The organism is Microbulbifer mixtoriginis (SeqCode) (assembly GCF_052467515.1).
In genome coordinates this window covers 2,757,744-2,784,589 of record NZ_CP174314.1, presented here as the reverse complement: position 1 = coordinate 2,784,589, position 26,846 = coordinate 2,757,744, and the positions used below count along the sequence as shown (strand labels likewise).

Here is a 26,846-nt window from a genome sequence, read left to right as displayed (position 1 = left end):
GAAAAGAGCATTCCACTCTGCGGAATTCAATGGTAATGTTTTGTGCGTCGAGTGGTTATTTAAAAGCTAATTGGCGGGAATTGGCGGATAAATATTTACATCAGCTATATATAAAGGCCACTAAGTAGAAAGTTACGTCAATAGAGTTGGCTCGATAATTGAGGACCTACTTGCGTGAGTCGGAAAAAGTCAAAATTGCGATGCTCAGATATCAATATCATCCTGAAATTGTTTGTAGATAGGTTTAATTAAGACAAAGAGTGGAGCTCGCCGAGCCAGATCGAAAGTGAATTTATTCCGCTTGTATAAGGGAACTTCCGAATTTAGTACATGTTGATTGTGCAAGTTGGTGAAGGAAGTTAGCTGAAAAATCTCTGCCAATTGCACCCATATAAACAGGAGCAAGCGAATGAATATAGATTTTTCCCCCGAAGAATTAGCTTTTCAGCAGGAAGTTAAGCAATTCCTGCAAGAGAAGCTTCCGGCGGATATCAGTGAGAGGACTCTGGATGAAATTCCCCTGGGAAAAGAGGACTATGAACGCTGGCAAAAGATCCTGTACGAACAGGGTTGGGCTGCGACTAACTGGCCAGTTGAATATGGGGGTACCGGTTGGACGCCAACACAAAAATACATATGGGCCAATGAGTGTGCCAACTTCGGCGCGCCAGATGTAATTCCTTTCGGCTTTAAAATGGTTGCACCGGTTATCTTCACTTATGGTAGTGAAGAGCAAAAACAGCGGTTTTTACCAGATATTTTGGCAAGTAATGTTTGGTGGTGCCAAGGGTATTCGGAGCCAAATGCGGGCTCTGATTTGGCGTCGTTAAAAACCACAGCAGTGCGAGACGGTGATGAGTATATCGTTAATGGCACCAAAACCTGGACTACTCTGGGACACTGGGCCGATTGGATTTTCTGCCTGGTTCGTACCGGAGGCCCCGAAGTCAAAAACCAGGCCGCAATCACTTTCCTATTAATTGAAATGAACCACCCGGGCATTACTGTATCGCCCATTATGACTTTGGGCGGTCATCATGAAGTGAATGAAGTGCATTTTGATAATGTACGGGTACCAGTGGCCAACCGTATTGGAGAGGAAGGTCACGGCTGGACCTATGCCAAGGTATTGTTGACCCATGAACGCACGGGCATTGCACGGGTTGCCACTTCCAAAAAACGTTTACAGACTTTAAAAAAACTGGCAGGTGATACTTGTGATGGTGACGTCAGCCTCCTGGAAAATCCAGCCTTTGCGCAAAAGCTCGCAGAAGTTGAAATAGATCTTTTAGCTTTGGAGTTTACTGAGCTAAGAGCACTCGCGGCAGTGAGTACCGGTAATGCACCGGGACCGGAATCCTCCATTTTAAAAATTAAAGGAACTGAAATCGCCCAACTTATTGATGAACTTTACATGGAAACTGCGGGTTACTACGGAATGCCATTTGTCCGAGAGCAATTTAAAAGCGGATTTGATGGCGAGCATGTAGGCCCTGGAGTTATTACCAGCAGCGTGCCCCGTTACTTAAATAACCGTAAATCCTCGATTTATGGTGGCAGTAACGAAATTCAAAAAAATATTATCAGCAAGTGGGTACTTGGTCTGTAAACGCGACGTTTAATGAGGATTGGAACGATGGATTTTTCCTATAGTGAAGAGCAGCAGATGCTACAAAGCAGTGTGAGCAAATTTATTCAACAGGATTATGACTTTGATCGTCGCAGTAAGTTAATAGACAGTGATACTGGGTTTAGTGAAGATAACTGGAAGTTATTTGCTGAGCTGGGCTGGCTAATGGTTCCATTTAATGCAGAAGACGGTGGTTTGGGTGGCTCTGCTGTTGATCTGATGGTAGTGATGGAAGAGTTTGGTCGTGGCCTGGTAGTGGAACCCTTCCTGGCCAGTGCAGTTTTAAGTGGTGGACTAATAGCAAGCGGTGCCAATGAGGCGCAGAAGCGAGAGCTAATTAGCTTGTTGATGGAAGGCCAGTTGCAGCTGGCATTTGCATTTGCTGAGCCCCAGAGCCGTTTCAATCTGTCTGATATTGCCACTAAAGCTATAAGGAGCGGAGACAGCTACGTAGTGAATGGCCACAAAGCCGTTGTTTTGAACGGCTCAGCCGCAGATAAACTATTGGTGGCAGTACGTACTAGCGGCGGCCAACATGATTATGAAGGTATCACTTTATTATTGATAGATGCCAACTCTGAGGGTATTCATCGCCAGGGATATGCCACTGTGGATGGGCACCGTGCGGCTGAAGTAAAGTTTAATAACGTGATGGTCCCTGTGGCAAACCGAGTTGGGGAAGAGGGAGCAGCTTTACCTGTAATCGAACAGACAATTGACCGGGCCACACTGGCGCTGTGTGCCGAGGCAGTAGGGGCCATGGAGAAAATTTATAAAAAGACCGTGGATTATACCAAGACCCGGGAGCAGTTTGGCGTTCCCATTGGTAAGTTCCAGGCCTTGCAACACCGGATGGTGGATATGTTTACCGAATATGAACAGGCCCGCTCTATTCTATTAATGGCAGCGTTACAGTTGGATGTGAATAATGGCGTTGCCCCTAAGGCAATTTCTGCAGCAAAAAGCCGCATTGGAAAAGCTGCCCGGTTAGTAGGCCAGGAAGCAATTCAGTTACATGGCGGTATAGGGGTTACAGAGGAGTTGGATGTGAGCCATTATTTTAAACGCTTAACCACAATCCAGTATTTCTTCGGTAGTACAGATTATCATACTCGCCGATTTGCCGGGCACTAGCGAGGCAGGCAGCCGTGAGGTGATGAGTTATCCCCCAGGTTGGTCGCATTACGCTACTAACCTGGGGTTAAGCTATCTAGTAGCGGATCAGCATGGCCTCTATATTGCCGACCATATTTTTCAATAAGGGGGCGACTTCTTCTTCCAGGAATTCTGGACTCAGGCGGTAAGCAGGTCCGCCCGCATTAAATGTATAAATGCGCCCCTGGCTTAATTGTAGGGGGACAGCAATACCATTAACATCGCGGTTCCATTCGCCAAAGGAGCTACAAAAGCCGCGCTGCTTATAGCTTGCTACCGCTTCTTCAATTCCAACCTTGACTTTAGGCCAGCGCTCGCTATTTCTTTTCTCCAGGTGCCCATAAAAGTACTCGCGCTCCTCTTGAGGTAGCGCTGCCAGGAAAGCCCTTCCTGAACCACTGGTAGCTAAAGAAACACGGTTACCTATTTCGTAGCGAAAAGTCGTAACATTAGCGGCTGCACAAAACTCGACAAATATCATGTCGAGTCGATCACGGTCAGACAGCCCTACAGCAGTTCCTGTGGAGTTTGCAAGGTCTTGCATTAGGGGTTTGGCAACCTGCCGAATAGCCAGATTAGAGACGAAAGAGTAACCCAGCGCTAGTACGCCGCTACCTAATTGGTACTTTTCCAGTCGGTCTGAGTAGGTCAAATAGCCTAATTTTGTCAGAGTATAGGTTAACCGTGAAATACTGGAGCGAGGCAAGCCTGTGCGTTGGGCGATTTCAAGGTTACCCAGAAAGCCATCACCGGGCTGAAATGCCCGCAGAACATCCAGTCCTCTGGCGAGGGCTTCAATAAACTTGCGATCGGGTTCTGCGCTTTTCTTTCTTGGGAGATCACTCAGCGGAGCCATGGTCTTAAATCCTGCATCTATAGTAGCAAGTATACAAATTTTACTCCTGGATCTGAAGTTAGATACTTAGCCTTAAAGAGAAATTTAGGCCTGTGAAGGGTGTTTGGAAAATAATGAGCAGTAACGTAAATTGTGGTTGTACTTGGGGGGCAACTGTGAGTCCCGGGCAAGAGTGTTCTTTAAAGCAGATATGGTTTAATTGTATTTTTTGCGGAATACCTACATATACATTCTATTTATCGTATTTTGCATAGTTGCTGCTTGTTTCAAAGATGAAATTAGTGTTTGAATCCGTTGCCAGTGAACTTTTCCAGGTTTGAGCTCATTTAAAAAAGAATTTTAGATATGATAATAAGGCTTCTCATTAGTATCACAATGGCTTTGATTGTCGTTAGTAACTGTTATGCCATAGATGATAATGTTGGAAAAGAAATAAAATCAGCTCTGGAAGAGCTGTCTAATAGCAACCGCTTAATTGGCTCACATTTTGTTGCGGTAGTTGATAAGAACGGGCTTGATTTCTTTTATGCCTATTCTGAAGGTGGCCCTCAAGTTACAGAGAACACGCCTTTCTTAATCGCAAGTCACACAAAGTCTTTTACCAGTACTTTGATGGCTATCCTGCATAACTCAGGCAAGTTAGATTTAGATAAACCCATATCATCTTATAAGCTCCAGCTGGGGCTTGAGGGAAAAGTTGATATCAATAAAATCAGTGTTAGGGATTTACTTACCCATACGTCTGGATTTACAAGTGTTCAACATACCTTTAAGTCAGCTTTTTTAGGTTATTCCGGTCCAGAGGAGCTGGTACATTCATTAAGTGAGAATCTACTTATAGCGCCAGATTACAACTTTAGGTATTCAAATACGGGCCCGATAGTCGCCTCGATGATTGCAGAGAATGTCACTGGAAAAGCTTGGGGAGAGCTTATAGAGAAGTATATAACTGAGCCTCTGGATATGAATTCGACTACGAATAAGGTGTCCAAAATGGATAATTTTCTTCCATCTATTATCACCTCCAGTGATGGTAATATCTTTACTTCAGGACATTTCAAGTCTGATCTAACGATGCACCCCTCAGGAGGCTTGGTTTCTACTGTAAGTGATTTGGCGACATGGCTTCAGGTAAATATAAACAAAGAAAGGTCAAATGTATCTAAGATTAATGTTTTTGATGAGCTTCATGAAAAGCAGGTAGATCAATCAAAAACCTATTTCACCTATAAGAGAACAGGCTACACCTTGGGGTGGGATCTGGCAGAGTATAATGAAGAGACTCTTTTAACTCGGTTTGGAAATTATGGTGGATATAGTATCCATGTATCATTTATACCAGAAAGAGAGATAGGTGTAATTGCATTTACCAATCAGGATGCGGCTTATATGTTACCCCATGTAATAGCTAATTATACTTATAACTCAATTTTAAATAAAGCAAATAGAGATACGCTGTTTGAGCAGGAGATTAAGCGGCTGAAGAAGTCTGTCCGAGGCGAGCTATTGGAAGCGCCAGATCCTGCATTGGTTGTCAGTGCCGAAAATTTCCCAAGAAATTTTCTTGGTATCTATGTGAATAGTAATGGCTGGCCGGAGCAAAAACTCTATATTGAGGGTGATAAAATAATGGTTAGTTGGGGAGGGCTCAGTGGACCATTGCTAAAAACTGGGGAGGTATATAAGGTGCATTTAGGAGCGCTCCAAAGAGATCTTTCATTTCATTTTCAGGGTAAGGGCGTTGTAATGTCTCAGAATGGATCAGTCAAGTTTATTAAAATATAGGCTGGGTGCTAAAGAGGTATTCCATGAAAGAAAATACAGATTTTTTTGTCAGTAAATCCTTGGCCTCCTGGGATGAGGCTGGGCCTGTTCACTGGGAATTCAGCAAGCGGCTACTTGAGAAAGTCTCCGAGTCTAATTTTAATGCCTTAGAGCAAGACTTTGATGGCATGTTGGATGGGTTTGATCTTTCCGGAAAGTCAGTGGTTCAAATTTGCTGCAATAATGCGAAAGATTTAATCTCCATCAAAAAGAAAGGCGCCGGGCTCTGTGTGGGGATTGATGGATCCCAAGCTTTTGTCGATCAAGCTCGGCTTTTGGTAAATGCCTCAAGGTGTTCGGATGTAGAAATCGTATGCTCTAACATCTATGAGCTGCCTGATGAGTATATCGGCCGTTTTGACTTTGCGGTTATCACTATTGGCGTACTTAATTGGATGCCGGATCTAAAGCAGTTTATGAGAATTTGTACTTCCTTGCTGAAGCCGGGTGGTTATCTTTTAATGGAAGAAATACATCCGGTTCTAAATATGTATGAGGAAGGTAATCCCTCACACATTGCCATGTCTTATTTCAATCGCGAGCCGCAAAAGGATGATCAAGGTTTGGGCTATTTGGATGGTAGAAAATATCAGGCTAAAGAAAATTATAATTTTCATCACACCTTGTCAGATATTTTGATGGCGGCAATTGAAAGTAATCTATCTCTAAAGAAGTTTGTTGAACTCGGGAAGAATGTGGGTAATTGGTGTGGAGATTTGGAAAGCTCTGAATGTGTTCCGCCAATGGCAATGCTGGCTTGTTGGAAAAAGGACTTATAGATTTTGACGTTCACCAAGGTCCTAAGCTATAGAGCCAGTAGAAATAGGCTAAGAAAAGAGGCCTGCCATTAAATTTGAGTCTTAAATTCCTTAATTTTCGTATTTATACGGACAATATTTCTTCCAGCAGTGATACCTCAATATTTTAGAGGGCGTGCCACTGTTGTCTACTTGGTGTTCTGTAGATTTCTTGGGCAGCAGCATCTGTATTGAGATCGCCCAATTTGCTTTATTGAGAGGCTAAATGAGCCACATTGGCTAATTATTCGAATAATTTATAAGTTCAAATGAAATCACTTAATAAATCGTTATCAAGATAAAGTATACTCTTTATGCCCATGGTGGCGCCGGTAGTCCAAAGGGGGAGGTTGTCGCACAAATCACTCACTTAGCCGCAGTTTCAGACTGCTGAGACGGTAGAATTGGCCGGCATAGGCCAAGAGAGGGTAGAATCCCGCTCTTAAAACTATTAAAAGACCCTTTTTTACGAGGAGATAGCAAATGCGTCAGACAATGATCGCACTAGCCGTAGCCGCATCCCTGGCGGTTGTGGGCGGTTGTGGTGAAAAGGCAAAACAGGCTGAGGTAGCTAAAGACACTGTGAAAGCCGAAGAGTCCATGGCTGTAACTCCAGAGCACGCCAGTAACATGCTGCTGGCAGAGTGGACTGGTCCCTTTGGTGGTGTACCTGCGTTTGACAAGATGAAGCTGGAAGATCTCAAGCCCGCAATTGAAAAAGGTATTGAGATAAGCCTTACCGAGCTAGGTGCGATCGCTTCAGATTCCGCTAAGCCAACCTTTGCTAACACCATTGTGCCGATGGAGCGCAGTGGCGCCGAGCTAAGCCGCGCAACGGCTTACTATGGAATCTGGGCTGCGAATATGTCTTCACCTGAGTTCCGCAAAGTTCAGCAAGAGCTGGCACCGATCTGGGCTGATTACGAGTCCAAAATTTATCAGAACAAAGACTTGTTTAAGCGCATCAAGGCGATCTACGACCAGCGCAACGCGATGGACCTGGATGCTGAACAGAAGCGTGTGGTTGAGCTGATCTATACCCAGTTCTCTACCAATGGTGCCACCCTGGAAGGTAAGGCCAAGGAGCGCTATGCGGAAATCAACAAGCGCCTGGCTGAACTTTATACCAAGTTCTCCAACAATGTACTGGCAGATGAGGAAGGCTACGATATCTTCCTGAGTAAAGATCAGTTGAGCGGCCTGCCGGAATCCTTTGTTGCAGCGGCGGCAGCTCTGGCGGAAGAGAAGGGTGAGAAGGGCAAGTACGCAATTACCAATACCCGCTCCTCCATGGACCCATTCCTCACTTACTCCGATAATCGTGAGTTGCGCAAGCAAGTGTGGACCAACTACTACAGCCGTGGTGACAATGGCGATGATCGTGATAATAACGCCATCATTGCTGAGATCCTGAAGCTGCGCGATGAGCGTGTGGGCCTGCAGGGCTTTGACAACTACGCTGAATGGCGCCTGCAAGACCGTATGGCTAAAAATCCTGAGCGGGCCATGGACCTGATGGAAGCGGTATGGCCAGCAGCGGTTGCTCGCGTAAAAGAAGAAGTAGCTGATATGCAGGCGGTGGCAGATGCCGAGAAAGCCAATATCACTATTGAACCCTGGGACTATCGCTACTACGCCGAGAAGGTTCGCAAAGCCAAGTACGACCTGAACTCCGATGAAGTGAAGCAGTACCTGCAGCTAGATAACCTGCGTGAAGCCATGTTCTACGTGGCTGGTGAGCTGTTCAACTTCAAGTTCACCCCGGTAAAAGAAGGTTCCGTACCGGTATTCCACGAAGATGTTAAAGTCTGGGAAGTCACTGACAAGACTAGTGGCGACCATATTGGACTCTGGTACCTGGACCCATTTGCCCGTGCTGGCAAGCGTTCCGGTGCCTGGGCAACCATGTATCGTGACCACTCCACCTTTGATGGCAAGAAGAACGTCTTGTCTTCTAACAACTCCAACTTTATCAAGGGCGCGCCGGGTAAGCCTGTGCTGGTGAGCTGGGACGATGCCGAGACCTTCTTCCACGAGTTTGGCCACGCACTGCACTTCCTTGCTTCTAACGTGACTTACCCGACCCTGAACAGCGGTGTTCGCGACTACACCGAGTTCCAATCCCAGCTGCTGGAGCGTTGGTTGTCTACCGATGCGGTTATCGATAACTATCTGGTGCACTACAAGACTGGTGAGCCTATTCCTGCGGATCTGGTGAAGAAGATTAAGAAAGCCGCCAAGTTCAACTCTGGTTTTGCCACCACTGAGTACCTGGCCTCTGCGCTGATTGATATGAAGTTCCACACTGCTGATCCCGAGGGTATCGACCCAGATAAGTTTGAGCGTGAAACTCTGGATAAGCTGGGCATGCCGAAAGAGCTGGTCATGCGTCACCGCACCCCGCACTTTGGCCATATCTTCTCTGGTGAAGGTTATGCAGCTAGCTACTACGGTTACATGTGGGCCGACGTGCTGACTTCCGACGCCTCTGAGGCCTTCTCCGAGTCTAAAGGTGGCTTCTACGACAAAGAGGTAGCAGCCAAGTTGGTGAAACACCTGTTTGCACCGCGCAATGCTGTAGACCCCGCTGATGCTTATCGTGCTTTCCGTGGTCGTGATGCCAATATCGAAGCGTTGATGCGCGATCGTGGCTTCCCGATCCCGGAGAAGAAAGAGAGTACGGTTGCCTCCAAGAACTAGTTTATTGATTTAATAAATTGTTCATGAAAAAGCCGCATCTTTGGATGCGGCTTTTTTTGTTTAAGTGGTCTTTGAGTTAAGAAGTGCTCGAGAATAAAAATTTATTAACCATATGTTTGCGGCATATGCAATCTGCATTGTAAAAATTTCCTATTCAATATTGGTCTCGTGATCCCCTCATTGGCTGGTAAGTAGATACCCAGAAGTTATTTCTAGGACGAATTTTCAATACTGGGCAAGGTCTTCATTTATAAAAGTAAGTCCCTAGCTATATCTGCTGCCCTCTATTTTTAGCGGAATCAGATAGCTGGTTCTTATGTTCCATTTCTGATTGGTCGTTGTTTTTTTGTTTTGTTTTTTGTTAAAAAAATTTAACTAAAAATATTAGGTTGCTTGTTGAAGTGTTCTTCTCTTTTTCTGCCCTTGTGCTTATAAATTAGCAATAAATATCCTATCGACCTTAAATTTCAACGGCTGTATTCTTGCCCGCGTCGACATGCCCATTGATATTTTATTATTTTGACTTATATCAATTGGTTTTGTCGCCTTTCAAAATCTTAAACACCAGATTAGGTTACAAATCCGTGAATTTTCAGAGAAGGAACATGAAAATGAAAAAGTTAACCGGTGCAGTGCTGGGGGTTACCACAAGCTTGGCCATATTAAGTCAATTGACACTGGCATCAGGCCAGGCAGTGGCTAATAGCATTCCAAACTTTACCGAGAATGAATTTGCACAACTGGAAGAGCAATTCTCCTCAAGGAAGGTGATGGTTGATGGCAAACTCTATCAGTTAACTGGGGATATGCTGGAGCTGGTTCCACAGGAATCCGGGCAGGTCAGTATAATGTCAGCCTTTGAGTTGTCAGTAAATAAGTGGCCTGAAGGTGTTGTCTATTATGATTTTCATGAAGACGTAACAGAAGAAAACCGCCAGCGATTCGTTGATGCTACCAAGGTTTGGGAAGAGGTCGCAGATTTACATTTTAAATTGCGCAAAGACCAAACCAATTATATCTACGTGCGAAATGGCAGTGAAAATCGATCTATGGTTGGAATGTCTGGTGGCGGGCAGTTTTTCAGTATGAAAGACTGGAGTATGAAATATATTATTGTTCATGAGCTGGGTCATGCCATCGGCATGAGACATGAGCAGCAGCGTTCTGATCGGGATCAATATGTGATGATCCTGGAAGACAATATAAAGCCAGCGTATATCTACAATTTTGATGTTCGCCAATCACACAACTACAGCGAATACGACTTCCTGTCAGTCATGCACTATCCCTCCCGCGCATATAGTGCTAATGGGAGTGCGACAATTGTCCCCAAAAAAGGCTATGAGAAATATGATGGCATTGTAGGGCAGCGCGTCGACCTCGGAGCAGGTGATCAGGTAGGGGCGGCTTCTCACTATGGTACTGTGAATATCAACATTCCTGATTCGGCATTTAAATCTTATTTGCTTGCTTATTTTGATGCCGATAATAATGGTGAAATCAGTAGTTTAGAGGCGGCGAAGGTTGAGGAAATTCATACCCCTGGAAACGGTGAAATTCAATCTTTGCAAGGTATACATCTTTTTCGATATCTAAAACATCTTACTGTTGCCAGTGAAAATCTAACCGAGGTTCCTGAGCTACCCAAGCGCTTGGAGTCTATGAATTTCTCTGGCAACCATTTGGATTCCGTTCAATTTGAGTGGGTAATGGATAAGCCTTTCCTAAAAGAGGTAGATTTCACCAATAATTTATTGGATGTTTATTCCTGTGAAATGCTCACTTTTATCAATGGTGTGATCGAGGGCGGTAATATCCAATACAGTCCGGTTAAGGGTGGTGAAACATTTATTTGTGATGAAGAGGCGGAGCGAACACTTATTTCTGGCAAACCAAGGGTCGACTTACGGGGGAAAGATGGCAAGCTATTTCACATTGGTGTCCCTGAAAATGCTCAAAAACTGACTATTCAAACAGAAGAGTCGGAAATAGGCGGTGAGATGAATGTATATGTGGCTCATAACCGCCTACCCGATACCACAGATTTTGACTACAAGTCTGAAAATGCCGGTAATATCGAAAACATACAGATCATCTCGCCTCAGTCAGGCCGTTGGCATGTATTGCTCACACCGGTAGAGCGTTCATTTGAAGGCGTGGATCTAACCGCGACTCTGGATTTGGGAGGTGAGCCTGGCAACCAGCTAGTCAACCTTCAGGAAATAGGTGGGTTGGCTGCCAGCAAGGGGGAGGCTTTGTATTTCACCATGAACGTTCCCCAAAATGCTAAAGATCTACAGTTTGCCATGAATGGCGGCAGTGGTGATGCAGATCTCTATGTGCGTTTTGGTGAGAAGCCAACGGAATCTGTCTACGACTATCGTCCCTATATAAGTGGTAATGACGAAACTGCTTCAATTGCTAATCCGAAAGCGGGTGTGTGGCATATTATGCTATTGGGCTATGCGGATTTTGAGCAAGTCACTTTAATGGGCTCCTTCAAAACGTCTACCCCAGAAGAGTTTCTCGTAGCTGGCGAGACCATCGCCGACTTGGATGGCAAAGCGGGTGATGCGCTCACTTTTAAAGTTCAAGTGCCAGAGGGCGTAGCCAAACTCTCTATTGCCACCGGGACTTCATTTATCGCTTCTCTTGGTGATGCAGATTTGTATATAAAGTACGGTGAGGAGGCTTCTGTGAGCAACGCGGATTTCACTTCAGAAAACTGGACCAGTCATGAGTCTATAAATGTAAATGCGCCCCAAGCAGGTGTCTGGTATGTCACCGTTTATGGCTACACTGATTTTGAAAATCTCTGGTTAAGTGTTGATTATTAACGGCTAGGTAATTTATTGATTTTGGGTGATGGGTTGATTTAAATTTAAATCAACCCATTGCCTGCTTTGATTTTAAAAAATTGATCAAGTGCAATATTTTGTGTGTACTTGATTCAGTGAAAGCTATTTAGGGAAGGTTGGATCATATTTTATTGGCGATATTGGTTGAAACTACTTAGGGCTTCATCCTAGGAGGGGTTAAAGCTCAGTTGATCTCTCACTTCCATAAGTGCAAAGCCCATAAGGTTAAGGCCTGCCCAGCTTCTTGGGTCTTGTATTGTCGAGCTATCCTGCGCTTGACCTACCCCCCAAATTTTATCAACGGGGCTAGCCTCCACCAGAATCCTATCCTTTGTATTGAGCAGAAATCTCTTCAGGTCATTATTTTGGGAAAACTTAGCAAGGTTACCATTAACGACAATCTCAAATCGTTTTTTTATCCAGATATCATGGTTAAAACCAACAACCTGCCGGCCTAATTCCTTGGCTTTACCTGGGTGATCAGAGGTTAGAATCTTTTCACAGGCTTTATGGTCCTTAAAAAGTTTGGCCTTGTGATACATCATGTAGTGCTCAGCGGTAATAAAATGATACCCATCTTCCTCGAATTTGGTGTCATACCACTGGCTAAGACAGCTCTTTGAGATCTGATTATCTATTTCTTGATGGCCCCAAAAAAAGACATAATTAACTGTATTTCCGTTATCTACGAAGTCGATAAGTTGATCTCTTGACCTTATATTCATTTTTCATCCATTTAAAGATTGTTTAGGTGTAAAACACTTTGTTCGGAGAGTTTGTTACTGAAAAGCTATAGATCCACTTTTAATGGAACATTATAGATATAATTGGGGCTGCTGGAGCTCCAGATCACATACTTTTAGTATGAGTTTAGACAAGTATCTGGGGATTTATGCAGAGAATATAACTCTTAGCTAATTATAATTATTGCTGAGATTCTTTCTCTCCTTCAATCCAAGTCTGCAAAACCTATATCTGCCAGATTTCTTGTGAGTTAATTTCAACAATTCATAACTCGAAAGATAAAATTGGCAAATTTTCTGGGTGGTAGGTCGCCTATGATCTCTTCCTGATGGCTGGCATAGGCTGCATTCAGGGGAAATGCATATAAAAAGCCTCAGAGCCATTACTTCTATGGTACGCCAGCCTCTAGTGGGGGTACTCAGGTGGTCAAGACGGGTTACTATTGTATGGAGGCAATCAGGGGGAGCTGCAGGAAGCGGATAATATCTCCACCTCAACCACCTGCGCTGGCGATATCCTTACTGACTTTTCTTTTTATCCAGGGTCTCAAGAACCCTGAGTACGATGTGGTTGGCTCTACAGCCAATTTCATGTTCGTTTGCCTGAAAATTGTTATCAATGGCCAGTTTTAGTAGCGATAACAGTTTTCTCTCTGGGTAGAGCTGCAACCCTTTCTCCTATCAGTAGTCGTGATAGTATTCCAGAAGCGCCTCGCCACGCCTGCCCAGGGCGCCATCGGTAGATAATTTAATACTGCGTATGTAGTGCCGCACATCAAAGTTGATACTAAGAATTTTGCTCTCAAATAATTTTTTTAGAAAATGGATTACTAGAATTCATCTTAAATAGAGGAAAGGTTACTAAGGGGCAATTTTTTGGCTTGGCTAGTAGTTTGTTTTGCCATTTGAGTGCAGCACAAAGCTAGTATGAGCGCTCAGATCCACTGAAGGTCAACATGGTTAGATGAAAGGAAATAAGCTCAGGTCTTTCGTGTCATTATTTTAAGTCCGAACTCATCATAATTACGTCGCACTTATTGCTTGTATGTCACTTCCGGTTAAATGTTGACGCTTATTGTTATGTTGTGGCGTGACACATCATTAATGTTTTCAAGGCGGCTAACTAAGGTATTTGTTCGCATCGAATTTTAGCACGCTGGGCGAGAATATGTAAATAAGCTCCCTAATGTTGTGAATTTTTTGAGGATCTTACATTTTCTTATTTGGCATGGTTGAAAAGTATTTGTAAATGGCGACAATGTTTTGTAATTGAAATAAAAAATTTTTTTAGATTAATATAAAGCCGAATAAAATGAAAAAAATAATTTACTTTCCCTTGTTGGCTCTTTCTCTGGCTGTAAATGCTGAATTCTATAATCCTATTGATGTGGATACTTTTATAGTATCAGATACCTATAAAAAATTGAGATTACAAAGAAATTTCAATTTAAAGACTCCATTTTCTCAGCAAAGTTTTTGGGGGTCGCACAATACTTACTCTCATAATTACCCATGGCCTAACCAGGGTATCAGTATATATGATCAGTTGCGAATGGGGGCTCAATTCATTGAACTTGATTTGAGTTATGAAAGGAGTGGAATTCGACTATGCCATGCAGTTTGCGGGATTGTTGATCAGAGCTTGAGCGATGGCCTATTAGAAGTAAAAAACTTTCTTGAAAACCTGTCTTTCAAGAATCAAGTTGTTATTATCTACTTGGAAGATAGAAATAATAATGTAGGTTATAGTGATAACGCAAGTGCTGAGTTGCTGGATACAATTAACAATACGATTGGAGATTATGTCTATAAAAGCAATGGCATTGGTAGTATTCCGAAGAATTTAACTCCGCAAAATGTTTTGGCTCAAGGCAAACGCGTGGTTATTTATAAAGATCGTGATGTTAGTGTTAACGGTACATTAAATAACATGCTGTTTACTGGCTTGGGGCATATTGGTAGGAGTGCAGAATCAATTGCTAATGATTTTATTCCTCCCCAGAACCCATGGGAGAGTTTTAAGGATTTTGACTTCGATAAAATCCAAAATATTCACAGAAGTAACCAAGCTAATCTAGTTAATCTTGACCATATTGGTGGAGAGTACAATGACCTTGCCGCAATGGTTTGGAGTTGGGATCCGCTAATGAGAGGAAATGCAACTGGTGATAGTTACTTGAGGGCTATAGCTTCTGATGGTGTTTACCTCAATTCTGGCTGGAATGTCAGTGGTAATACATCTGAAAAGGCGCGATTTGCTTGTACAGATGGGAATACCTGGAGGATTACAGCTGGGGAGAACACATTTAATACAGGCGAGACGACCTGTCAGAATGAATTTAATGAGGGATATCACTTTGCGTATCCGAGAAACGCCTATGAAAATCAGCAATTAATAAATGCAATTACGGAATTGTTTCCCGATAGTACTTCTCTGATTGTTTATGACAACCAGCATAAGACTGGCGAGTCAAAGGTCATCAATGTTGAGGGTAGTTTTGGAGGAACCATAAATTTGAGTGAAGACTGGCATGACCGAATAAGCTCTCTGGTGGTTCCGAGTTGCTGTTACATAACAGCATGGACTGAAGAAGATCAAGGTGGGATTCCACAATTTTTCTACGGAGGAACATATAATACCATTTCGAATGGTTTTGATAATGCAATCAAGAGTTTTGCCATTTCTGAGAGGGGGCCTAGCGATCCCTACCGTCCACCGGTAAAAGTGTGGTTAGCATTGACTGTGGGGGACAATCAAGCTACCACTACTACCACACAGGCTTTTTGCGGCCAATCTGAATTGCCAGTATCAGATAGCCTGCCAGCAGAACATACAAATTTTTACAATGGTGAAACTCTGCTAGCCACTAATAAGGCTCGCCTTGAATTTAGTGGTGGGGAATTGAACTACTATGTGTGTGAAAAAAGAGTATGGACTTCTCCCAATTGGAGGCCTACTAATGACTCTCCAAGGGTGGTTTTCCAGGGGGACGGACACCTTGTAATTTATGGTTCATTAGAGGGTGGATTCCATCATCCCGTTTGGGGGTCGGGGACACATGGTAAAGGTGTTACCGCGCTTCGTATAGACGAAAACTGTAAGCTTGTATTTGAGGATTCTAGCGGCGTAGTTAAAAAAATATTAGTTGATGGGTCATCTAACTGTTCCAAATGATCGGCAAGGAGTCGCTCTTAATTGCAATGATAAGATTGAGGGTCCTTATTGCTTCAATTTAATCGAATAAATCTTAGTGCAAGTATTTCTTCTATAAAGTTGAAACATATTTTCCTTGCTTTAGATAAAAACTGATAAATCTGCAGCTTATCGATGCACAAACAGATCGCTCAGACTAGTCTGAGCGATCTGTTTGTGAAAAAGTAAATAGGGAGCTAGCAAGTCCTTGTAACTATTTACTATGAACTAAGATCTGCCCTTTAATACGATATCTGTAGAGTCGCGCCTTTAAATTTACGGATCCGAATCCTGCAGTGGATATTCGTTGACCACTCAGGGCAGGAGAAGTGTAGACAAGCCTATAAAAACGTATTCTGGTATACCCTTTTCCCCTCAACCCAGGTCTCCATTACTTTTACTTTCCAGATTTCCTGAGGGTCAATCTTAAAGATATTTCTATCCAATAAAATAAAGTCTGCAAATTTCCCTGCTTCAAGGCTGCCAATCATTTTCTCTTGGTGGCCGGCATAGGCTGCATCCAGGGTAAATGCGCGTAGGGCTTGCTCCAGCGTCATTGCTTCTTTGGTGCGCCAGCCTTTGCTAGGGTTACCCTGGCGGTCGCGGCGGGTGGTTGCGGCATGAAGGCCAAACAAAGGGTTAGCGGGTTCAACCGGGAAGTCGGAGCCAGCGGCTATTGGTGTGCCCTGGTTGAGAAGTGTTTGCCAGGCGTAGGCGCCGATCAGGCGTTTATCACCAAGGCGGTCACCTGCCATATTTTTGTCGCTAGTGGCGTGGGTGGGCTGCATGGAGGCAATCAGGTTGAGCTGTGCGAAGCGGGGAATATCCTTCACCTCTATAACCTGTGCGTGCTCTACGCGGTGGCGATACTCTTGCTGGCTTTTCTTTTTATCCAGGGCCTCAAGATGGTTGAGTACGATATGATTGGCTCTATCGCCAATCGCATGTACGTTCACCTGGAAGTTGTTATCCGTGGCCAGTTTCAGTAGCGATAACATTTTGCTCTCTGGGTAGAGCAGCAACCCCTTCTCCTGTGGGCGGTCGTGATAGGGTTCCAAAAGCGCTGCGCCACGGCTGCCCAGGGCACCATCGGCAGATAATTTAATGCTGCGCATATAGAGTCGCGTTTCTGGGCTGCCGATATGGCCAGCCTTCAGCAACTTAACATAGTTGTGGCTGTCCACCGATAACATTGGATAAACCCGCATAGGAATGGCGTTTTCCTTGGCCAATTCTCGGTAGGCAGTGAGGGTTTGTTCGTTGATACCCGCATCGTGCACACTGGTCAATCCCAGAGAAAGCGCCGTAGTAAAGGCGTTTTGCAGGGACTTTTTTTCCTGGGCTAGGGTGGGGGAAGGTACTGCCTGTTGTAGCAGGCTCATGGCGTTGTCAATTAAGATCCCAGTGGGTTCCCCTTCGCTATCCCGCAGAATCTCTCCGCCCTCAGGGGCCTGCGTGCTCTTATCGATACCGGCAAGATGCAGGGCTTTGGAGTTTGCCCAGCCTGCGTGGCCATCTACCCGACGCAACCAGATGGGATGATCAATCTCCAGAGCGTCCAGTTGCTCTCGACTGGGGAATTGTTTACCGGGCCAGGTGACTTGGTTCCAACCGCGGCCAAGCAGCCACTGGCCTGGTTCCAGTCTCTCGGCTTGGTGTTTTATCGCCGCAAGGGAATCTTCCAGAGAGTGGTCGCGCAGATCCAGTAACTCATTAAGTTGCCCAAGGCCCAGCATATGTCCGTGAGCATCAATCAGGCCGGGCAATAAGGTCTTGCCCTTGGCATCTATCCGTTCAGCATCTAAATACTTTTCATCCAGCTCAGTAAAATTACCAGTCTCCAGCACCTTGCCCTGGTCGAAGGCCATGGCATTGAACTGAATTAACGCTTTATCTGTGGTTTGGTATCCTGAAAAGTTATGGATGAGTGTCACTGCCTGGGAGCTGATAGAAGTGGCGGCAAGTAGTGTCGCCGCTAAAGTTTGGGCTAGACGCATATTGGAATGCCTTGTTGTTTTCGTTATTGGCCATTCTATGGTGGCTTCATGCCCCCTGAAAAGTAGATTAAATGGCTACTGGGTTAATGAGTGTGGGAGTAGGGGGCTTCTTACTGATCGGGTTCTATACGAAGTAAATGGCCCTGGGGTCCATCGGTGATGATGTAGAGATTGCCGTCTGCTCCGATTTCAGCGTCTCGAACCCGCTCACCGATGACAATTCTTTTCTCAATATTCAGCGGATCCCCTTGTGGATTGATTACCCTCAGGTCTTGGGTGACCAAACCAGCAGAAAGGAGGTGACCACGCCACTGTGGAAATGCTGTGCCGGTATAAATGGTGAGGCCGCCGGGGGCATGGGTATCAATCCAGGCAAGGAACGGAGAGGTAAATTCCGGGCTGGCAATTTTGAAAGAGATATTGGATCCATCCCGATAATCCCTACCAAAGGTCACCCTGGGCCAACCGTAGTTAGCGCCCTTTTGGACTTGGTTTAATTCGTCTCCAGCTGCAGGACCGTGCTCTGAGGACCAGACAACCTGGCTTTCAGGGTCGATAGCAAGCCCCTGAGGGTTGCGGTGGCCAAAACTCCAAATCTCTGGGAGGGCGCCTTTGGTATTTACAAAGGGGTTGTCATCAGGTACTGAACCATCGGGGCTAATACGGATTATTGAGCCAAAATGTGTTTGTAGATTTTGTCCCTGCTCACGGGCAAAGATGTCGAGAAAATCCTGTGGGGGATTGCCGCCGTCCCCAATACTGGCCAGAAGGGTACCGTCAGGGAGAAAGGCAAATCTCGAACCAAAATGTGAGCTATTCTTTTTACCCTGAGCTGCCTTGAATATCTCTTGAAAGTCCACCAGCTGGCCACTTTGCCACCTTCCTTTGCCAATAGTTAGGCGGTTACTTTCAGTATTGCCACTAGCGTAACTAAAATAAAGTAGCTGGTCTTTGTCAAAGTTTGGGCTGGCAATTACATCCAGAAGCCCTCCTTGCCCCTCAAAGAAAACCTGCGCTGGAAAATCAATAGCTTCGGAAAGGGTATTGTTGCTTATGGTGCGTAACTTACCATCTCGCTGAGTGATGATTAGAGTGCCATCAGGGAGCAAGGCTATACCCCATGGATATGGAATAGGGCCTGTCACCTTACTAATCTTAATTTTGTCTATCACGGGGATCGCGCCCCGGGAAAGAAAAGTATCAGCAGAGCTTACACCAGAGATGATTGTGCAAGTGAACGCTAATAATGTTGTATAAAAAGAAACCCTTCTCACTTTAGGCGACCCCTGGGGTAGGTGGGTGTGCCGAACAGTATAACAATAGGGCTATTGACAACAATATCGATTTGCCTAGTGCAATGAGCACTACGCATTGCATGAAGAGTCTCTCTCTTAGTGGTACCTAGTCTATACTGAACTATTTTTTATTTTGTAAAAATTCAATAGTGAAGTAATCAACCGTTTCAGCCTATCAGCTAAAAGTAGTAGGAGAATAGTTTACCCAAAATTTTTTAGGTTTTTCCGCTTTCTACTTATATCGAGATTGTGATAATGGTAGTGAAATTAGTTGATGTGGCGCCAAAATACTTTTGACTTGTGGGAGTAGATGGGTGTCAATGAATAGCAGATAACGGGGGGGGATAGCAGCTATTTTGGTGAAAAAAATAGCTAAGGGGGGTAGTTGTTCAGGATATGTAATTGGAATTTATAGACTTTATGGTTAAGCGGTATTTTAATTGAGCGTGGTATGTAATACCTATGTTAATGCTATGGCCTTCATTTTAGGGTTTAAGATCTACATTGACAGGCCTTAATAGTCAAGCAGGCTATAGCAACTCTTAAAGAGTTCTTCTCAAGAAAATCTGATGTTTCAGCGGATTCTACCCCAGCCTCATTGAGGCTAAACAAAGAAGTTAACTCCCTTCTGTTTGAAAGCAAGCATACATGTACTCCATGTATCAACCAAGGAGAAATGACTACCGGCACAGGCTAGAGTTAAAGAAAGCTTGTTGCTTTTCCTTTCATTGGTGAATAGCTGTTACTCAGGCGACTAATAATTTAGTTTTACGCAGGATAATAAGCCATATCTACTGGTTCGGGTTGTTATTTGCTGAGATAGAAATAACGTGTTAAGCAGCTCTTTATATTTTTATTTCAAACAAAACTATTTTAATACTTTTGTCTTAGTGACGATTATTGTGTTTAGCAGTTGCTTTTATATTTGCCACTTGCCTTACCCCAAGCCCGAATCTTTTGGCAACTGCTGATCGAGATTCACCAAAGTGCAAAGCTTGTAAAATCTCACGATTACGTGCCTGAATGTCGATTTGTCGTGATGTGGGTAAGGTGAGATAGGTACCGCCATAGATGTCACTAAGGGTTTGCAAGGATTGGATGGGTAGTATATCTATCAGCTTGCTTCTCTCTGGATATTTAGGGATATAAACATCCTGCCCTCCAAAAGAAGCTATCAGTATAAGCATATCGCTATAGCCAATTAGCTCGATAAGCTCTTGCATCAGATCTGGTAGCTTCTTGTGATCAATCTCCACACTATAAAAGCGGTTTTGGTTCCCTTGCTGCATTTTGTCATCCTTGTCAGATATAACATGCAACGAGAGTACGATTAACGATATACCCTGGCGTAGAGTGAAATGGTTCCCAATGCGTTATGGTGTGGCTTTGTGCTCTTTTGATTTTTTTAGGGATGGATGAAAGTGAAAAAAGATTTTATGATGAAAGGAAAGGTAGTATTTACAAGTTGTGGGAAAAAGTAACACCGGAGTTTGCAGTATCCGGGGTTGAATTTTGATTTTTTGATCTTTGTAGATATTTAGGAAATATATGTGGGCCCAAAGGCATTGACCTGCTAGCCGATAGCCAAATACTTTAATTCATCGTTCTACGGTGGCTCGTTGTTAATGATGAATGTTGACATTTTCAATAAATGTCAATGATTTAATACTTCTTGGTTGGGTGGGATTAATCATTGGTTGATCTCTACTTGAACTTTTCTTCTTTTAAGGGGCGTTCTATGAAGCAAGCTATCTTGAAATGATTGTCTGGGAGAGGAGCTGATAAAAGTTAGTAGCCGTTTAAAATCAAGTTGATGCAGCTATCAGAGGAGTAATGTTTGCCCATACTCCTAGGAGTCAATCCTTTGGTGCTTTATGCTCTTTAGCTGTAATTTATAGGTAGGGCGATACTAAAAGATGAAAGAGAATGTTCACTTTAGAGAATAGTGGTTAGTTTATTGGGTGAGGGGTGGCATTCAAGAGTTGAATACACATGCCTCACGCCCTTCTATCATTCTATGGGAAGAGAAGTCTATATAGGTGCTTGAGGCTTCTTTGCTCCCTATCTTCTTTGCGGTACAGACTTTACTTTACAGCTTATGAGGATGCTCTATTTGTCTTTATTTGATTAAAAGAGGTAAATAGAAAGTAAGAGTATAAAAATTTATTTTTGAATTGTGATGTAATTCACTTGCTGTGTAAGTGAATTACATTGATGTGTAGAGTTTAAGTATTAAAAATTGGTTCCATGTAGGACCGTAATAATGCTTGTGGGGTGTTGTTGCTCTAAGAATTTATTAGTTTTTTCTTAGAGGAGTCAGTGTTTTTAAATAAGTTTTTTTAAACTGGCTGAAATTATTTTTAATTAGGAGGGTGGTTGTCTGGATATGATAGGTGGCACTGTATGGTAATGTTTGATGTAAGTGCGCCCAGCGGATGGCCAGGCGCTATTTTCCTACTGAGTGTCAGGTCTGTTGTACAAGGTGTCTTCAGGTTCTAGCAACTTTTCGCTGTTTGAATTCCTGGCTGCATTGGGGGCAAAAAATAACTCTGCGCAAACCCATATTGCTCCAATGCCTGGTATGGCAACGATCAACATACGACGGGGTAGCCCAGAACTGCGAAGGCGTTTGCTGCATACTGTTAGCGAAACCCAGATTATGCTTAGCTGAACCGGGACACTGACTACCGCCATAAATATTTCTGCAGTTTTCCAAATTCCATCGCTGAAATTAAAATTGCCATATTCCAATATTAGCCCAGTAATAAACTGAATGCAGAGCACCGGTATTATAAAAAGCAGCCAGAACTGTCGCCGCGTTACGTTACCATCAAAGTTGAAATAAAAATCCAGATAGTCTTGATCCCTCATGAGCATTTCCTCATCTGATTGTCAGAGCTTATATGGTGTGGTTCCGAGGTGATGTATTATCATCGGGAATTGCTTCACTGTTTTTCTTAAGGCTCTCAAGTTGGGATCGATAAGCGGCTTCTCTCTGAAATATTTTGCGCACATAATGGCGGGTTTCTGTGCCGCGGCAATAGCCATATTTTACCTCTGGACTATTGTAGAACTCTGCTTTTTGCAAGAGTACAATGTAATCTTCAACTCCTTTGCTATTGGCGGTTGAGAACCATTGGTTAGGGTTCATTCCATCCTGCAGTGCTAGTCGGCGGGCATCTAAGACGTGTCCTGCACCTGCGTTATAGGAAGCAAAAGTAAAGGCCATGGCATCCCGTTTCGGTAAATTCATCCAACGTTGATATTGATTCAGATTGTACTTGGAGCCACCTTGGATATTTTGTGCCGGGTTAAAGTTATCCTTTACTCCCATTTCATTGGCAGTTTCAGGCATTAACTGCATTAGCCCCTGTGCCCCGGCGCGGGATATGGCATTAGGCCTAAAGTTGGATTCTGTAGATGCTTGTGCGGCGAGCCATACCCAATCGAAAGGTTCAATTGCATAGCGTTTAAAGAGCTTGTCCCAGGGGCTTAGCGTGTTATTGGGTAGGATATATTCTTGTTGGTAGCCTATTCTTAGCTTGTTCGGTTGGCTCAGAAATTTCTGGAGTATTGTCTGGGCCTCAGCACTTTCCAGCCAACTGTTGAGGTCGTCTAGGAGAGAGGTATCATTATCCTTAGTTAAAGCAAAAGCAACCTTTCGATTTTCCCCAAATACCAGCGAGGTATCTAAGTTATTTCTGTAACCATTACTTCCATTCACGATATGTTCATCGGCGATAGTGAAATCTATTTCCCCCATGCTAACGGCGTCAATAAGTTCAAGAATTGATACTGCTTTATCCGCAAAACCAATTCTGATTGCTGTCATGTTTTTTGCGCTTCCGGGATAGGTCAGGGGAATTTCTTGAGATAGGGCTTTCTCCTCTATTTCATCAAGATAGGCGCTATCTTGATGAATAGTGAGTGTTTTTCCTTTTAGATCCTTGAATACTGCTAAAGCTTTTTTCTTGCGCTGTACGAGCACCTCCCGTGTTTCAAATAATGTGTGACTAAACGTTATTTGTTTTTCCCGTTTGCGGGTGTGAGTAAGATCTGCAGCTGCTATATCTACGTTTCCTTCTTTCACTAAAGTTAATATTTTTTTAATCGATGACGCTTTTTTGAATTCAATATTTACGCCCAGGTGCTCTGCATAAGCTTGTAGTAAATCGCATTCCAGCCCGGCAGGCTGACCACGATGATAATAACAGCCCACCCCATCCATTCGTGTGGCGACAGTTAACGTATCTATTGCCAGGATACTGTTGAGTCGATTCTTCGGGATCTTGCAGGCATAGATAATGACTCCTGAGAGGATCATTGCTGAGAGAAGGAAAATCCAACTTTTATTGAATGACTTCATGATAGCTCCTTGACTTGGTTTAAATCTTGGAGCCTATCGATGTCTCGCTGAGCCAAAAGGAGGAAGCAATTCCCGATTAACTGGTTATAAATCGCGGTTTAGAGTGATCGGGCTACATACCTAGCAACCCTCTAAGAGAAGGAAAAAACATGTCTGATGAAACTGATAGCAACTTGGAAGGAATTGATCCCTCGCCTTACCGGGATCGGCTCGACCCCAAAGTATCTGATGAAACCACTTCAAGTGCTGCGAAAAGCCTAAATCTAGATGGATTGCGCGATCTGTCTGCACTTTCCAAATTACAGGTACGTGAATTTACTCATACCAGTTCTACCCAGATGCAGGCCACATCCAATGCCATGACACAAATGGCTGCGGCTGGCGCCACTGCGGTAAATGCTATTTTGGGTAATGGTAGTAAAGGGGAGGGGCAGAAAGATACTGCACAGCTATCTAATCGCTGATGGAGAAAAGTTTCCCGATTATCAGTGATTGGGATTTTCCGTACAGTGATATAGCCCAATAACTGGGTTGATTAATTAACTGATTGAAAGGAAAAAATTATGTCTGATGAAACCAATACTGTAGACGGTATTCAACCTTCCCCTTATCGCGATCGTGTTGACCCTAAAGTGTCTGACCAGACAACCAGTTCTTCAGCGCAAAGCCTGAATCTGGATGGTCTACGTGACCTGTCTGCGCTCTCCAAGCTGCAGGTTCGTGAGTTTACTCACACAGGTGCAACACAAATGCAAGCAACCTCCAATGCTATGACGCAAATGGCGGCGGCAGGTGCAAAGGCCGTAAATTACATCATGGATGGCGGTAAGTAAGGTTTTTGACCTTCAAGGGGTAGCGGTTTATCGCTACCCTTTAATAAAAGGAGCAAGTTATGAAAGATACTTTCCGAGATCGCCTGGCGACTAAAGTGGTTGATCAGATGGCAACTTCTTCAGCACTTAGCCTTCATCTAGATGGTCTGCGCGATTTGTCTGCACTATCTAAACTACAAGTACGTGAATTTACCCATACCGGCGCAACTCAAATGCAGGCAACAGCAAATTCAATCCTGCAAATGTCGGCAGTTGGGGCGCGCACATTTAAAGATACCTTCTAATTTACTGTCTGAAAGGATGAACAGATGGCAAAGGATGATGATACACCAACGCTTAGGGAGCTCTCCGCAGGGAAGGGGAGGCTGATTGATGTGATGTCTAGTGCTTACTTGCAGCGTTCCATCAATAGCGCTGTGGAAACTACGCTGCAAGATCAAGTCAATGCGCGTAACCAGCGTATGTTGTTGATGACTAAGCAGCTAAATAAAATAGTTGATTTGTAATTTTATGAAAGACGAGGGGGGGGCAGCAAAAGAAGGGAAGCGTATGTCTTCCTCTTTTTTGGTTCAAAGTGCAGCCGATCATGTAAGGGATACAGCCTTACAAACCTCTACAGTTGCCGGGAAAGCTTTTCAGAAATGGTTGACCCAACCATTCAACCTCATCTTCCTGCTGATAATTATCGTTGCACACATACAGTTGATCGTGGCTGTGATTCAGAGTTTCTTGATGCTGTTGCTTTCAATGTTCATGCGTTAAGGATTTCAACTTATGCCTAATACAAAACCTACAAGAGAAAGTTACCTCCCCCCGGATTTTGAAGAGCAGCTGGATAAACTGATTAGCAGTCAAGGCACCGATGTTGACTTGGGTGAAGAACTACAGCAGTCAATCATGGCTATCTGCCGAGAAGTTAACGATGCATTGACAAAATCCTTTTCGGATATATCAACTACAGGCTTTGAGATGGATGACCAAATAAAGGGGCAAGGAGAAGATAATGAGTAATCAGACAAAAAATACTTTTCAGCCGGATGTGAGTAATATTTCCAAGCAAATTGTGAGAAACGCGGTAGAGCTACAAGGAATTCACATTTTACAAGGAAAATCTGACTCGTTAAGGGATGAAAGACTTAGCAATATTATGTTAAAAAATAGTGTGATGATGAAGTGGCTTCAGAATCCATCCAATACCAGCTATAAGGAAGTATTAAGTGGTATAGGTGTCAACTCACTAAAAGACGATGTCAGAGAAGCTTATCAGTATGCTCTTGAGATGGTCCATCAAAAGAGTGATAAACGTTAACATAGCGCTCCAGCTGATTTTTAGTGACTAAAGGGCAATAACTCGTGGGGTTTCCTGGAGAGACCGGGGAGAGAAAACACAGCAAGGAGCTTGCTGCAATGCAGCCAGATTATGATTTTGCGATTTTTATCGGCCGCTTCCAGCCATTTCATTTCGGCCATTTGGCTGTGATTTAAGGTCGCTTATAAGAAACCAAATTTTTTATATTGAGATAATTCTAGTTCTCTAGAAAAAATCTTCAGAAATTTAGATGGGCGACGATTGATTGGATAGAGGGCTTGGTTAATCTTTTTTTCTACACTTCTCGTTAGCGGCTTCTCCAATGCTTGATCTGTTCACCATGAAATAAATGTATATGTAATCAGGCTAAGGATTAAGATACAAAGTAAATGCCAAGAGTATACAAAAAGGAGAAACATAAAGACAAAAAACCTTTCTAGTTAGCCCTAGACTTCTGCTAGCTATGTCAATGTAGCTTATTGAACCCTCTGTAATTTTTTAAGATAGGAATTAATGATGCCAGTAACACAACTTAGCCAATTACCCCATGCTCGCGCAATTTGGAGTGCAATAGATCAGTACAATATTTATGTGGTCGCCACAATGAGCGATTCGTTCGCACAAATAGAGGACACTGGAGCCGACTTTCAAATGCCACCTCCAATACTTATGTATCATGAAGGAGACATGTGTGCACTTCTTATAATGGGAGAAAGGCATGGCGCACAATCTCAGGATATAAGAGCAGCTGCAAAAAATACTGCAACTGCAATTTTAAATGTTCCCGACATGATGGTAGCAGTTGAAGAACCTATTGAAGTTAATGATAGACTCTATTCCAATGCTGGGGCTCAGAAACAATTATCATTAATTGGTGATCAAAACCTACTTACATACGACCCCTCTTTGAGAGGTGCAATTAGCGCTGAGCTTGCTGATCAAGGCTATCGTCAAAATACTGATGCTCAGCCCTACCGTTTTTCTGCAGAACAAGGAAGGCGTTATGATCCTAGATATGGACAAAATGGAAATGCGCCAAAGATAAACACCCAAATGGCCACTTCTTTAAGCACCTATGCTAACACGGGGGCACTCATAGCTTATCCAGTTGGACCCGACCATCTAAGGTTTGGGCCCGATGCCTACGTCAGAAATGAGAATGAAACTTTACAAGGTCAACTCCTAGCAAAAAATTGGACGGTACTTGAAATTTCAGAACCTCCTCGTGGCGGTAACGGTAACGGTAACGGTAACGCTCAAAATTAACAGATAAATAAACATATCAAATTA

Annotated in this window: 22 protein-coding genes; 15 read left to right on the top strand and 7 right to left on the bottom strand. The window is 43.7% G+C overall.

Going from position 1 to position 26,846, the window contains the following annotated elements; translation table 11 throughout:
* Window positions 1–409 precede the first annotated feature (409 nt).
* Both ACJJIT_RS11805 and ACJJIT_RS11800 read left to right on the top strand, forming a co-directional pair.
* Window positions 410–1,609: an acyl-CoA dehydrogenase family protein gene (locus tag ACJJIT_RS11805; RefSeq protein ID WP_444885341.1), complete on the top strand. Its 1,200-nt coding sequence runs from the start codon at window positions 410–412 to the stop codon at window positions 1,607–1,609.
* A gap of 27 nt (window positions 1,610–1,636) precedes the next feature.
* Window positions 1,637–2,764 (top strand): acyl-CoA dehydrogenase family protein, encoded by a 1,128-nt coding sequence (locus ACJJIT_RS11800; protein ID WP_444898508.1) that lies wholly within the window; start codon window positions 1,637–1,639, stop codon window positions 2,762–2,764.
* A 76-nt stretch (window positions 2,765–2,840) separates the two neighbouring features.
* Here ACJJIT_RS11800 and ACJJIT_RS11795 read toward each other — a convergent pair whose 3' ends face one another.
* Window positions 2,841–3,641: an IclR family transcriptional regulator gene (locus tag ACJJIT_RS11795; protein ID WP_444898507.1), complete on the bottom strand. Its 801-nt coding sequence runs from the start codon at window positions 3,639–3,641 to the stop codon at window positions 2,841–2,843.
* 375 nt (window positions 3,642–4,016) lie between these two features.
* Here ACJJIT_RS11795 and ACJJIT_RS11790 point away from each other — a divergent pair, with 375 nt between their 5' ends.
* The 4 genes from ACJJIT_RS11790 (at window position 4,017) to ACJJIT_RS11775 (ending at window position 11,799) form a co-directional block, all read left to right on the top strand.
* The gene (locus ACJJIT_RS11790) at window positions 4,017–5,426 is read left to right on the top strand and encodes a serine hydrolase domain-containing protein (RefSeq protein WP_444898506.1); all 1,410 of its coding nucleotides are present in this window, start codon (window positions 4,017–4,019) and stop codon (window positions 5,424–5,426) included.
* Between the two features lie 23 nt (window positions 5,427–5,449).
* Window positions 5,450–6,244, top strand: coding sequence for a class I SAM-dependent methyltransferase (locus ACJJIT_RS11785; RefSeq protein WP_444898505.1), 795 nt, complete (start codon window positions 5,450–5,452; stop codon window positions 6,242–6,244).
* Window positions 6,245–6,745: 501 nt separating this feature from the next.
* A complete protein-coding gene (locus tag ACJJIT_RS11780) occupies window positions 6,746–8,962 on the top strand; it encodes a M3 family metallopeptidase (RefSeq protein WP_444898504.1) in 2,217 nt (738 codons plus the stop codon).
* A 611-nt stretch (window positions 8,963–9,573) separates the two neighbouring features.
* On the top strand, window positions 9,574–11,799 hold the full coding sequence (locus ACJJIT_RS11775; RefSeq protein ID WP_444898503.1) for a M12 family metallopeptidase: 2,226 nt from the start codon (window positions 9,574–9,576) through the stop codon (window positions 11,797–11,799).
* Between the two features lie 188 nt (window positions 11,800–11,987).
* Here ACJJIT_RS11775 and ACJJIT_RS11770 read toward each other — a convergent pair whose 3' ends face one another.
* Window positions 11,988–12,545, bottom strand: coding sequence for an NADAR family protein (locus tag ACJJIT_RS11770; RefSeq protein WP_444898502.1), 558 nt, complete (start codon window positions 12,543–12,545; stop codon window positions 11,988–11,990).
* Window positions 12,546–13,875: 1,330 nt separating this feature from the next.
* On the opposite strand from ACJJIT_RS11770, the gene ACJJIT_RS11765 reads away from it, so the two are divergent.
* Window positions 13,876–15,738 (top strand): phosphatidylinositol-specific phospholipase C domain-containing protein, encoded by a 1,863-nt coding sequence (locus ACJJIT_RS11765; protein ID WP_444898501.1) that lies wholly within the window; start codon window positions 13,876–13,878, stop codon window positions 15,736–15,738.
* A gap of 359 nt (window positions 15,739–16,097) precedes the next feature.
* Here ACJJIT_RS11765 and ACJJIT_RS11760 read toward each other — a convergent pair whose 3' ends face one another.
* The 5 genes from ACJJIT_RS11760 to ACJJIT_RS11740 form a co-directional block, all read right to left on the bottom strand.
* On the bottom strand, window positions 16,098–17,753 hold the full coding sequence (locus ACJJIT_RS11760; RefSeq protein WP_444898500.1) for an amidohydrolase: 1,656 nt from the start codon (window positions 17,751–17,753) through the stop codon (window positions 16,098–16,100).
* Between the two features lie 110 nt (window positions 17,754–17,863).
* On the bottom strand, window positions 17,864–18,925 hold the full coding sequence (locus ACJJIT_RS11755) for a PQQ-dependent sugar dehydrogenase (protein WP_444898499.1): 1,062 nt from the start codon (window positions 18,923–18,925) through the stop codon (window positions 17,864–17,866).
* A 1,010-nt stretch (window positions 18,926–19,935) separates the two neighbouring features.
* Window positions 19,936–20,337: a hypothetical protein gene (locus tag ACJJIT_RS11750; RefSeq protein ID WP_444885330.1), complete on the bottom strand. Its 402-nt coding sequence runs from the start codon at window positions 20,335–20,337 to the stop codon at window positions 19,936–19,938.
* A gap of 1,165 nt (window positions 20,338–21,502) precedes the next feature.
* Entirely contained in the window at window positions 21,503–21,919 is a 417-nt protein-coding gene (locus ACJJIT_RS11745) for a DUF805 domain-containing protein (RefSeq protein WP_444885329.1), read from the bottom strand.
* Between the two features lie 28 nt (window positions 21,920–21,947).
* Window positions 21,948–23,414: a transglycosylase SLT domain-containing protein gene (locus tag ACJJIT_RS11740; RefSeq protein WP_444898498.1), complete on the bottom strand. Its 1,467-nt coding sequence runs from the start codon at window positions 23,412–23,414 to the stop codon at window positions 21,948–21,950.
* Window positions 23,415–23,563: 149 nt separating this feature from the next.
* Between ACJJIT_RS11740 and ACJJIT_RS11735 the strand changes: the two genes are divergently transcribed.
* The 8 genes from ACJJIT_RS11735 to ACJJIT_RS11700 all read left to right on the top strand — a co-directional run bounded on the left by ACJJIT_RS11735 (window position 23,564) and on the right by ACJJIT_RS11700 (window position 26,822).
* On the top strand, window positions 23,564–23,878 hold the full coding sequence (locus ACJJIT_RS11735) for a hypothetical protein (protein WP_252085480.1): 315 nt from the start codon (window positions 23,564–23,566) through the stop codon (window positions 23,876–23,878).
* 99 nt (window positions 23,879–23,977) lie between these two features.
* Window positions 23,978–24,247, top strand: coding sequence for a hypothetical protein (locus tag ACJJIT_RS11730; protein WP_152453976.1), 270 nt, complete (start codon window positions 23,978–23,980; stop codon window positions 24,245–24,247).
* Between the two features lie 59 nt (window positions 24,248–24,306).
* A complete protein-coding gene (locus tag ACJJIT_RS11725; protein ID WP_444898497.1) occupies window positions 24,307–24,531 on the top strand; it encodes a hypothetical protein in 225 nt (74 codons plus the stop codon).
* 24 nt (window positions 24,532–24,555) lie between these two features.
* The gene (locus ACJJIT_RS11720) at window positions 24,556–24,753 is read left to right on the top strand and encodes a hypothetical protein (protein ID WP_152453974.1); all 198 of its coding nucleotides are present in this window, start codon (window positions 24,556–24,558) and stop codon (window positions 24,751–24,753) included.
* Between the two features lie 4 nt (window positions 24,754–24,757).
* Window positions 24,758–25,009 (top strand): hypothetical protein, encoded by a 252-nt coding sequence (locus tag ACJJIT_RS11715; RefSeq protein ID WP_252085482.1) that lies wholly within the window; start codon window positions 24,758–24,760, stop codon window positions 25,007–25,009.
* 12 nt (window positions 25,010–25,021) lie between these two features.
* Window positions 25,022–25,258 carry a hypothetical protein gene (locus tag ACJJIT_RS11710; protein WP_444885327.1) on the top strand — a complete coding sequence of 79 codons (237 nt, stop codon included), beginning with the start codon at window positions 25,022–25,024 and terminating at the stop codon, window positions 25,256–25,258.
* Window positions 25,251–25,556, top strand: a complete 306-nt coding sequence (locus ACJJIT_RS11705; protein ID WP_444888692.1) for a hypothetical protein — start codon at window positions 25,251–25,253, stop codon at window positions 25,554–25,556. The genes ACJJIT_RS11710 and ACJJIT_RS11705 overlap by 8 nt, the downstream gene beginning before the upstream one ends.
* A gap of 516 nt (window positions 25,557–26,072) precedes the next feature.
* Window positions 26,073–26,822 carry a hypothetical protein gene (locus ACJJIT_RS11700; protein WP_444898496.1) on the top strand — a complete coding sequence of 250 codons (750 nt, stop codon included), beginning with the start codon at window positions 26,073–26,075 and terminating at the stop codon, window positions 26,820–26,822.
* The last annotated feature ends 24 nt before the right edge of the window (window positions 26,823–26,846 follow it).

What these genes read in the sequence shown, in the direction of transcription:
- ACJJIT_RS11720 (WP_152453974.1), top strand. Translation starts at nt 24,556, where the DNA reads ATGGCAAAGGATGATGATACACCAACGCTTAGGGAGCTCTCCGCAGGG.
- ACJJIT_RS11705 (WP_444888692.1), top strand. Translation starts at nt 25,251, where the DNA reads ATGAGTAATCAGACAAAAAATACTTTTCAGCCGGATGTGAGTAATATT.
- ACJJIT_RS11765 (WP_444898501.1), top strand. Translation starts at nt 13,876, where the DNA reads ATGAAAAAAATAATTTACTTTCCCTTGTTGGCTCTTTCTCTGGCTGTA.
- ACJJIT_RS11790 (WP_444898506.1), top strand. Translation starts at nt 4,017, where the DNA reads ATGGCTTTGATTGTCGTTAGTAACTGTTATGCCATAGATGATAATGTT.
- ACJJIT_RS11780 (WP_444898504.1), top strand. Translation starts at nt 6,746, where the DNA reads ATGCGTCAGACAATGATCGCACTAGCCGTAGCCGCATCCCTGGCGGTT.
- ACJJIT_RS11725 (WP_444898497.1), top strand. Translation starts at nt 24,307, where the DNA reads ATGAAAGATACTTTCCGAGATCGCCTGGCGACTAAAGTGGTTGATCAG.
- ACJJIT_RS11715 (WP_252085482.1), top strand. Translation starts at nt 24,758, where the DNA reads ATGAAAGACGAGGGGGGGGCAGCAAAAGAAGGGAAGCGTATGTCTTCC.
- ACJJIT_RS11800 (WP_444898508.1), top strand. Translation starts at nt 1,637, where the DNA reads ATGGATTTTTCCTATAGTGAAGAGCAGCAGATGCTACAAAGCAGTGTG.
- ACJJIT_RS11740 (WP_444898498.1), bottom strand. Translation starts at nt 23,414, where the DNA reads ATGAAGTCATTCAATAAAAGTTGGATTTTCCTTCTCTCAGCAATGATC.
- ACJJIT_RS11735 (WP_252085480.1), top strand. Translation starts at nt 23,564, where the DNA reads ATGTCTGATGAAACTGATAGCAACTTGGAAGGAATTGATCCCTCGCCT.
- ACJJIT_RS11795 (WP_444898507.1), bottom strand. Translation starts at nt 3,641, where the DNA reads ATGGCTCCGCTGAGTGATCTCCCAAGAAAGAAAAGCGCAGAACCCGAT.
- ACJJIT_RS11745 (WP_444885329.1), bottom strand. Translation starts at nt 21,919, where the DNA reads ATGAGGGATCAAGACTATCTGGATTTTTATTTCAACTTTGATGGTAAC.
- ACJJIT_RS11730 (WP_152453976.1), top strand. Translation starts at nt 23,978, where the DNA reads ATGTCTGATGAAACCAATACTGTAGACGGTATTCAACCTTCCCCTTAT.
- ACJJIT_RS11710 (WP_444885327.1), top strand. Translation starts at nt 25,022, where the DNA reads ATGCCTAATACAAAACCTACAAGAGAAAGTTACCTCCCCCCGGATTTT.
- ACJJIT_RS11700 (WP_444898496.1), top strand. Translation starts at nt 26,073, where the DNA reads ATGCCAGTAACACAACTTAGCCAATTACCCCATGCTCGCGCAATTTGG.
- ACJJIT_RS11775 (WP_444898503.1), top strand. Translation starts at nt 9,574, where the DNA reads ATGAAAAAGTTAACCGGTGCAGTGCTGGGGGTTACCACAAGCTTGGCC.
- ACJJIT_RS11785 (WP_444898505.1), top strand. Translation starts at nt 5,450, where the DNA reads ATGAAAGAAAATACAGATTTTTTTGTCAGTAAATCCTTGGCCTCCTGG.
- ACJJIT_RS11770 (WP_444898502.1), bottom strand. Translation starts at nt 12,545, where the DNA reads ATGAATATAAGGTCAAGAGATCAACTTATCGACTTCGTAGATAACGGA.
- ACJJIT_RS11760 (WP_444898500.1), bottom strand. Translation starts at nt 17,753, where the DNA reads ATGCGTCTAGCCCAAACTTTAGCGGCGACACTACTTGCCGCCACTTCT.
- ACJJIT_RS11750 (WP_444885330.1), bottom strand. Translation starts at nt 20,337, where the DNA reads ATGCAGCAAGGGAACCAAAACCGCTTTTATAGTGTGGAGATTGATCAC.
- ACJJIT_RS11805 (WP_444885341.1), top strand. Translation starts at nt 410, where the DNA reads ATGAATATAGATTTTTCCCCCGAAGAATTAGCTTTTCAGCAGGAAGTT.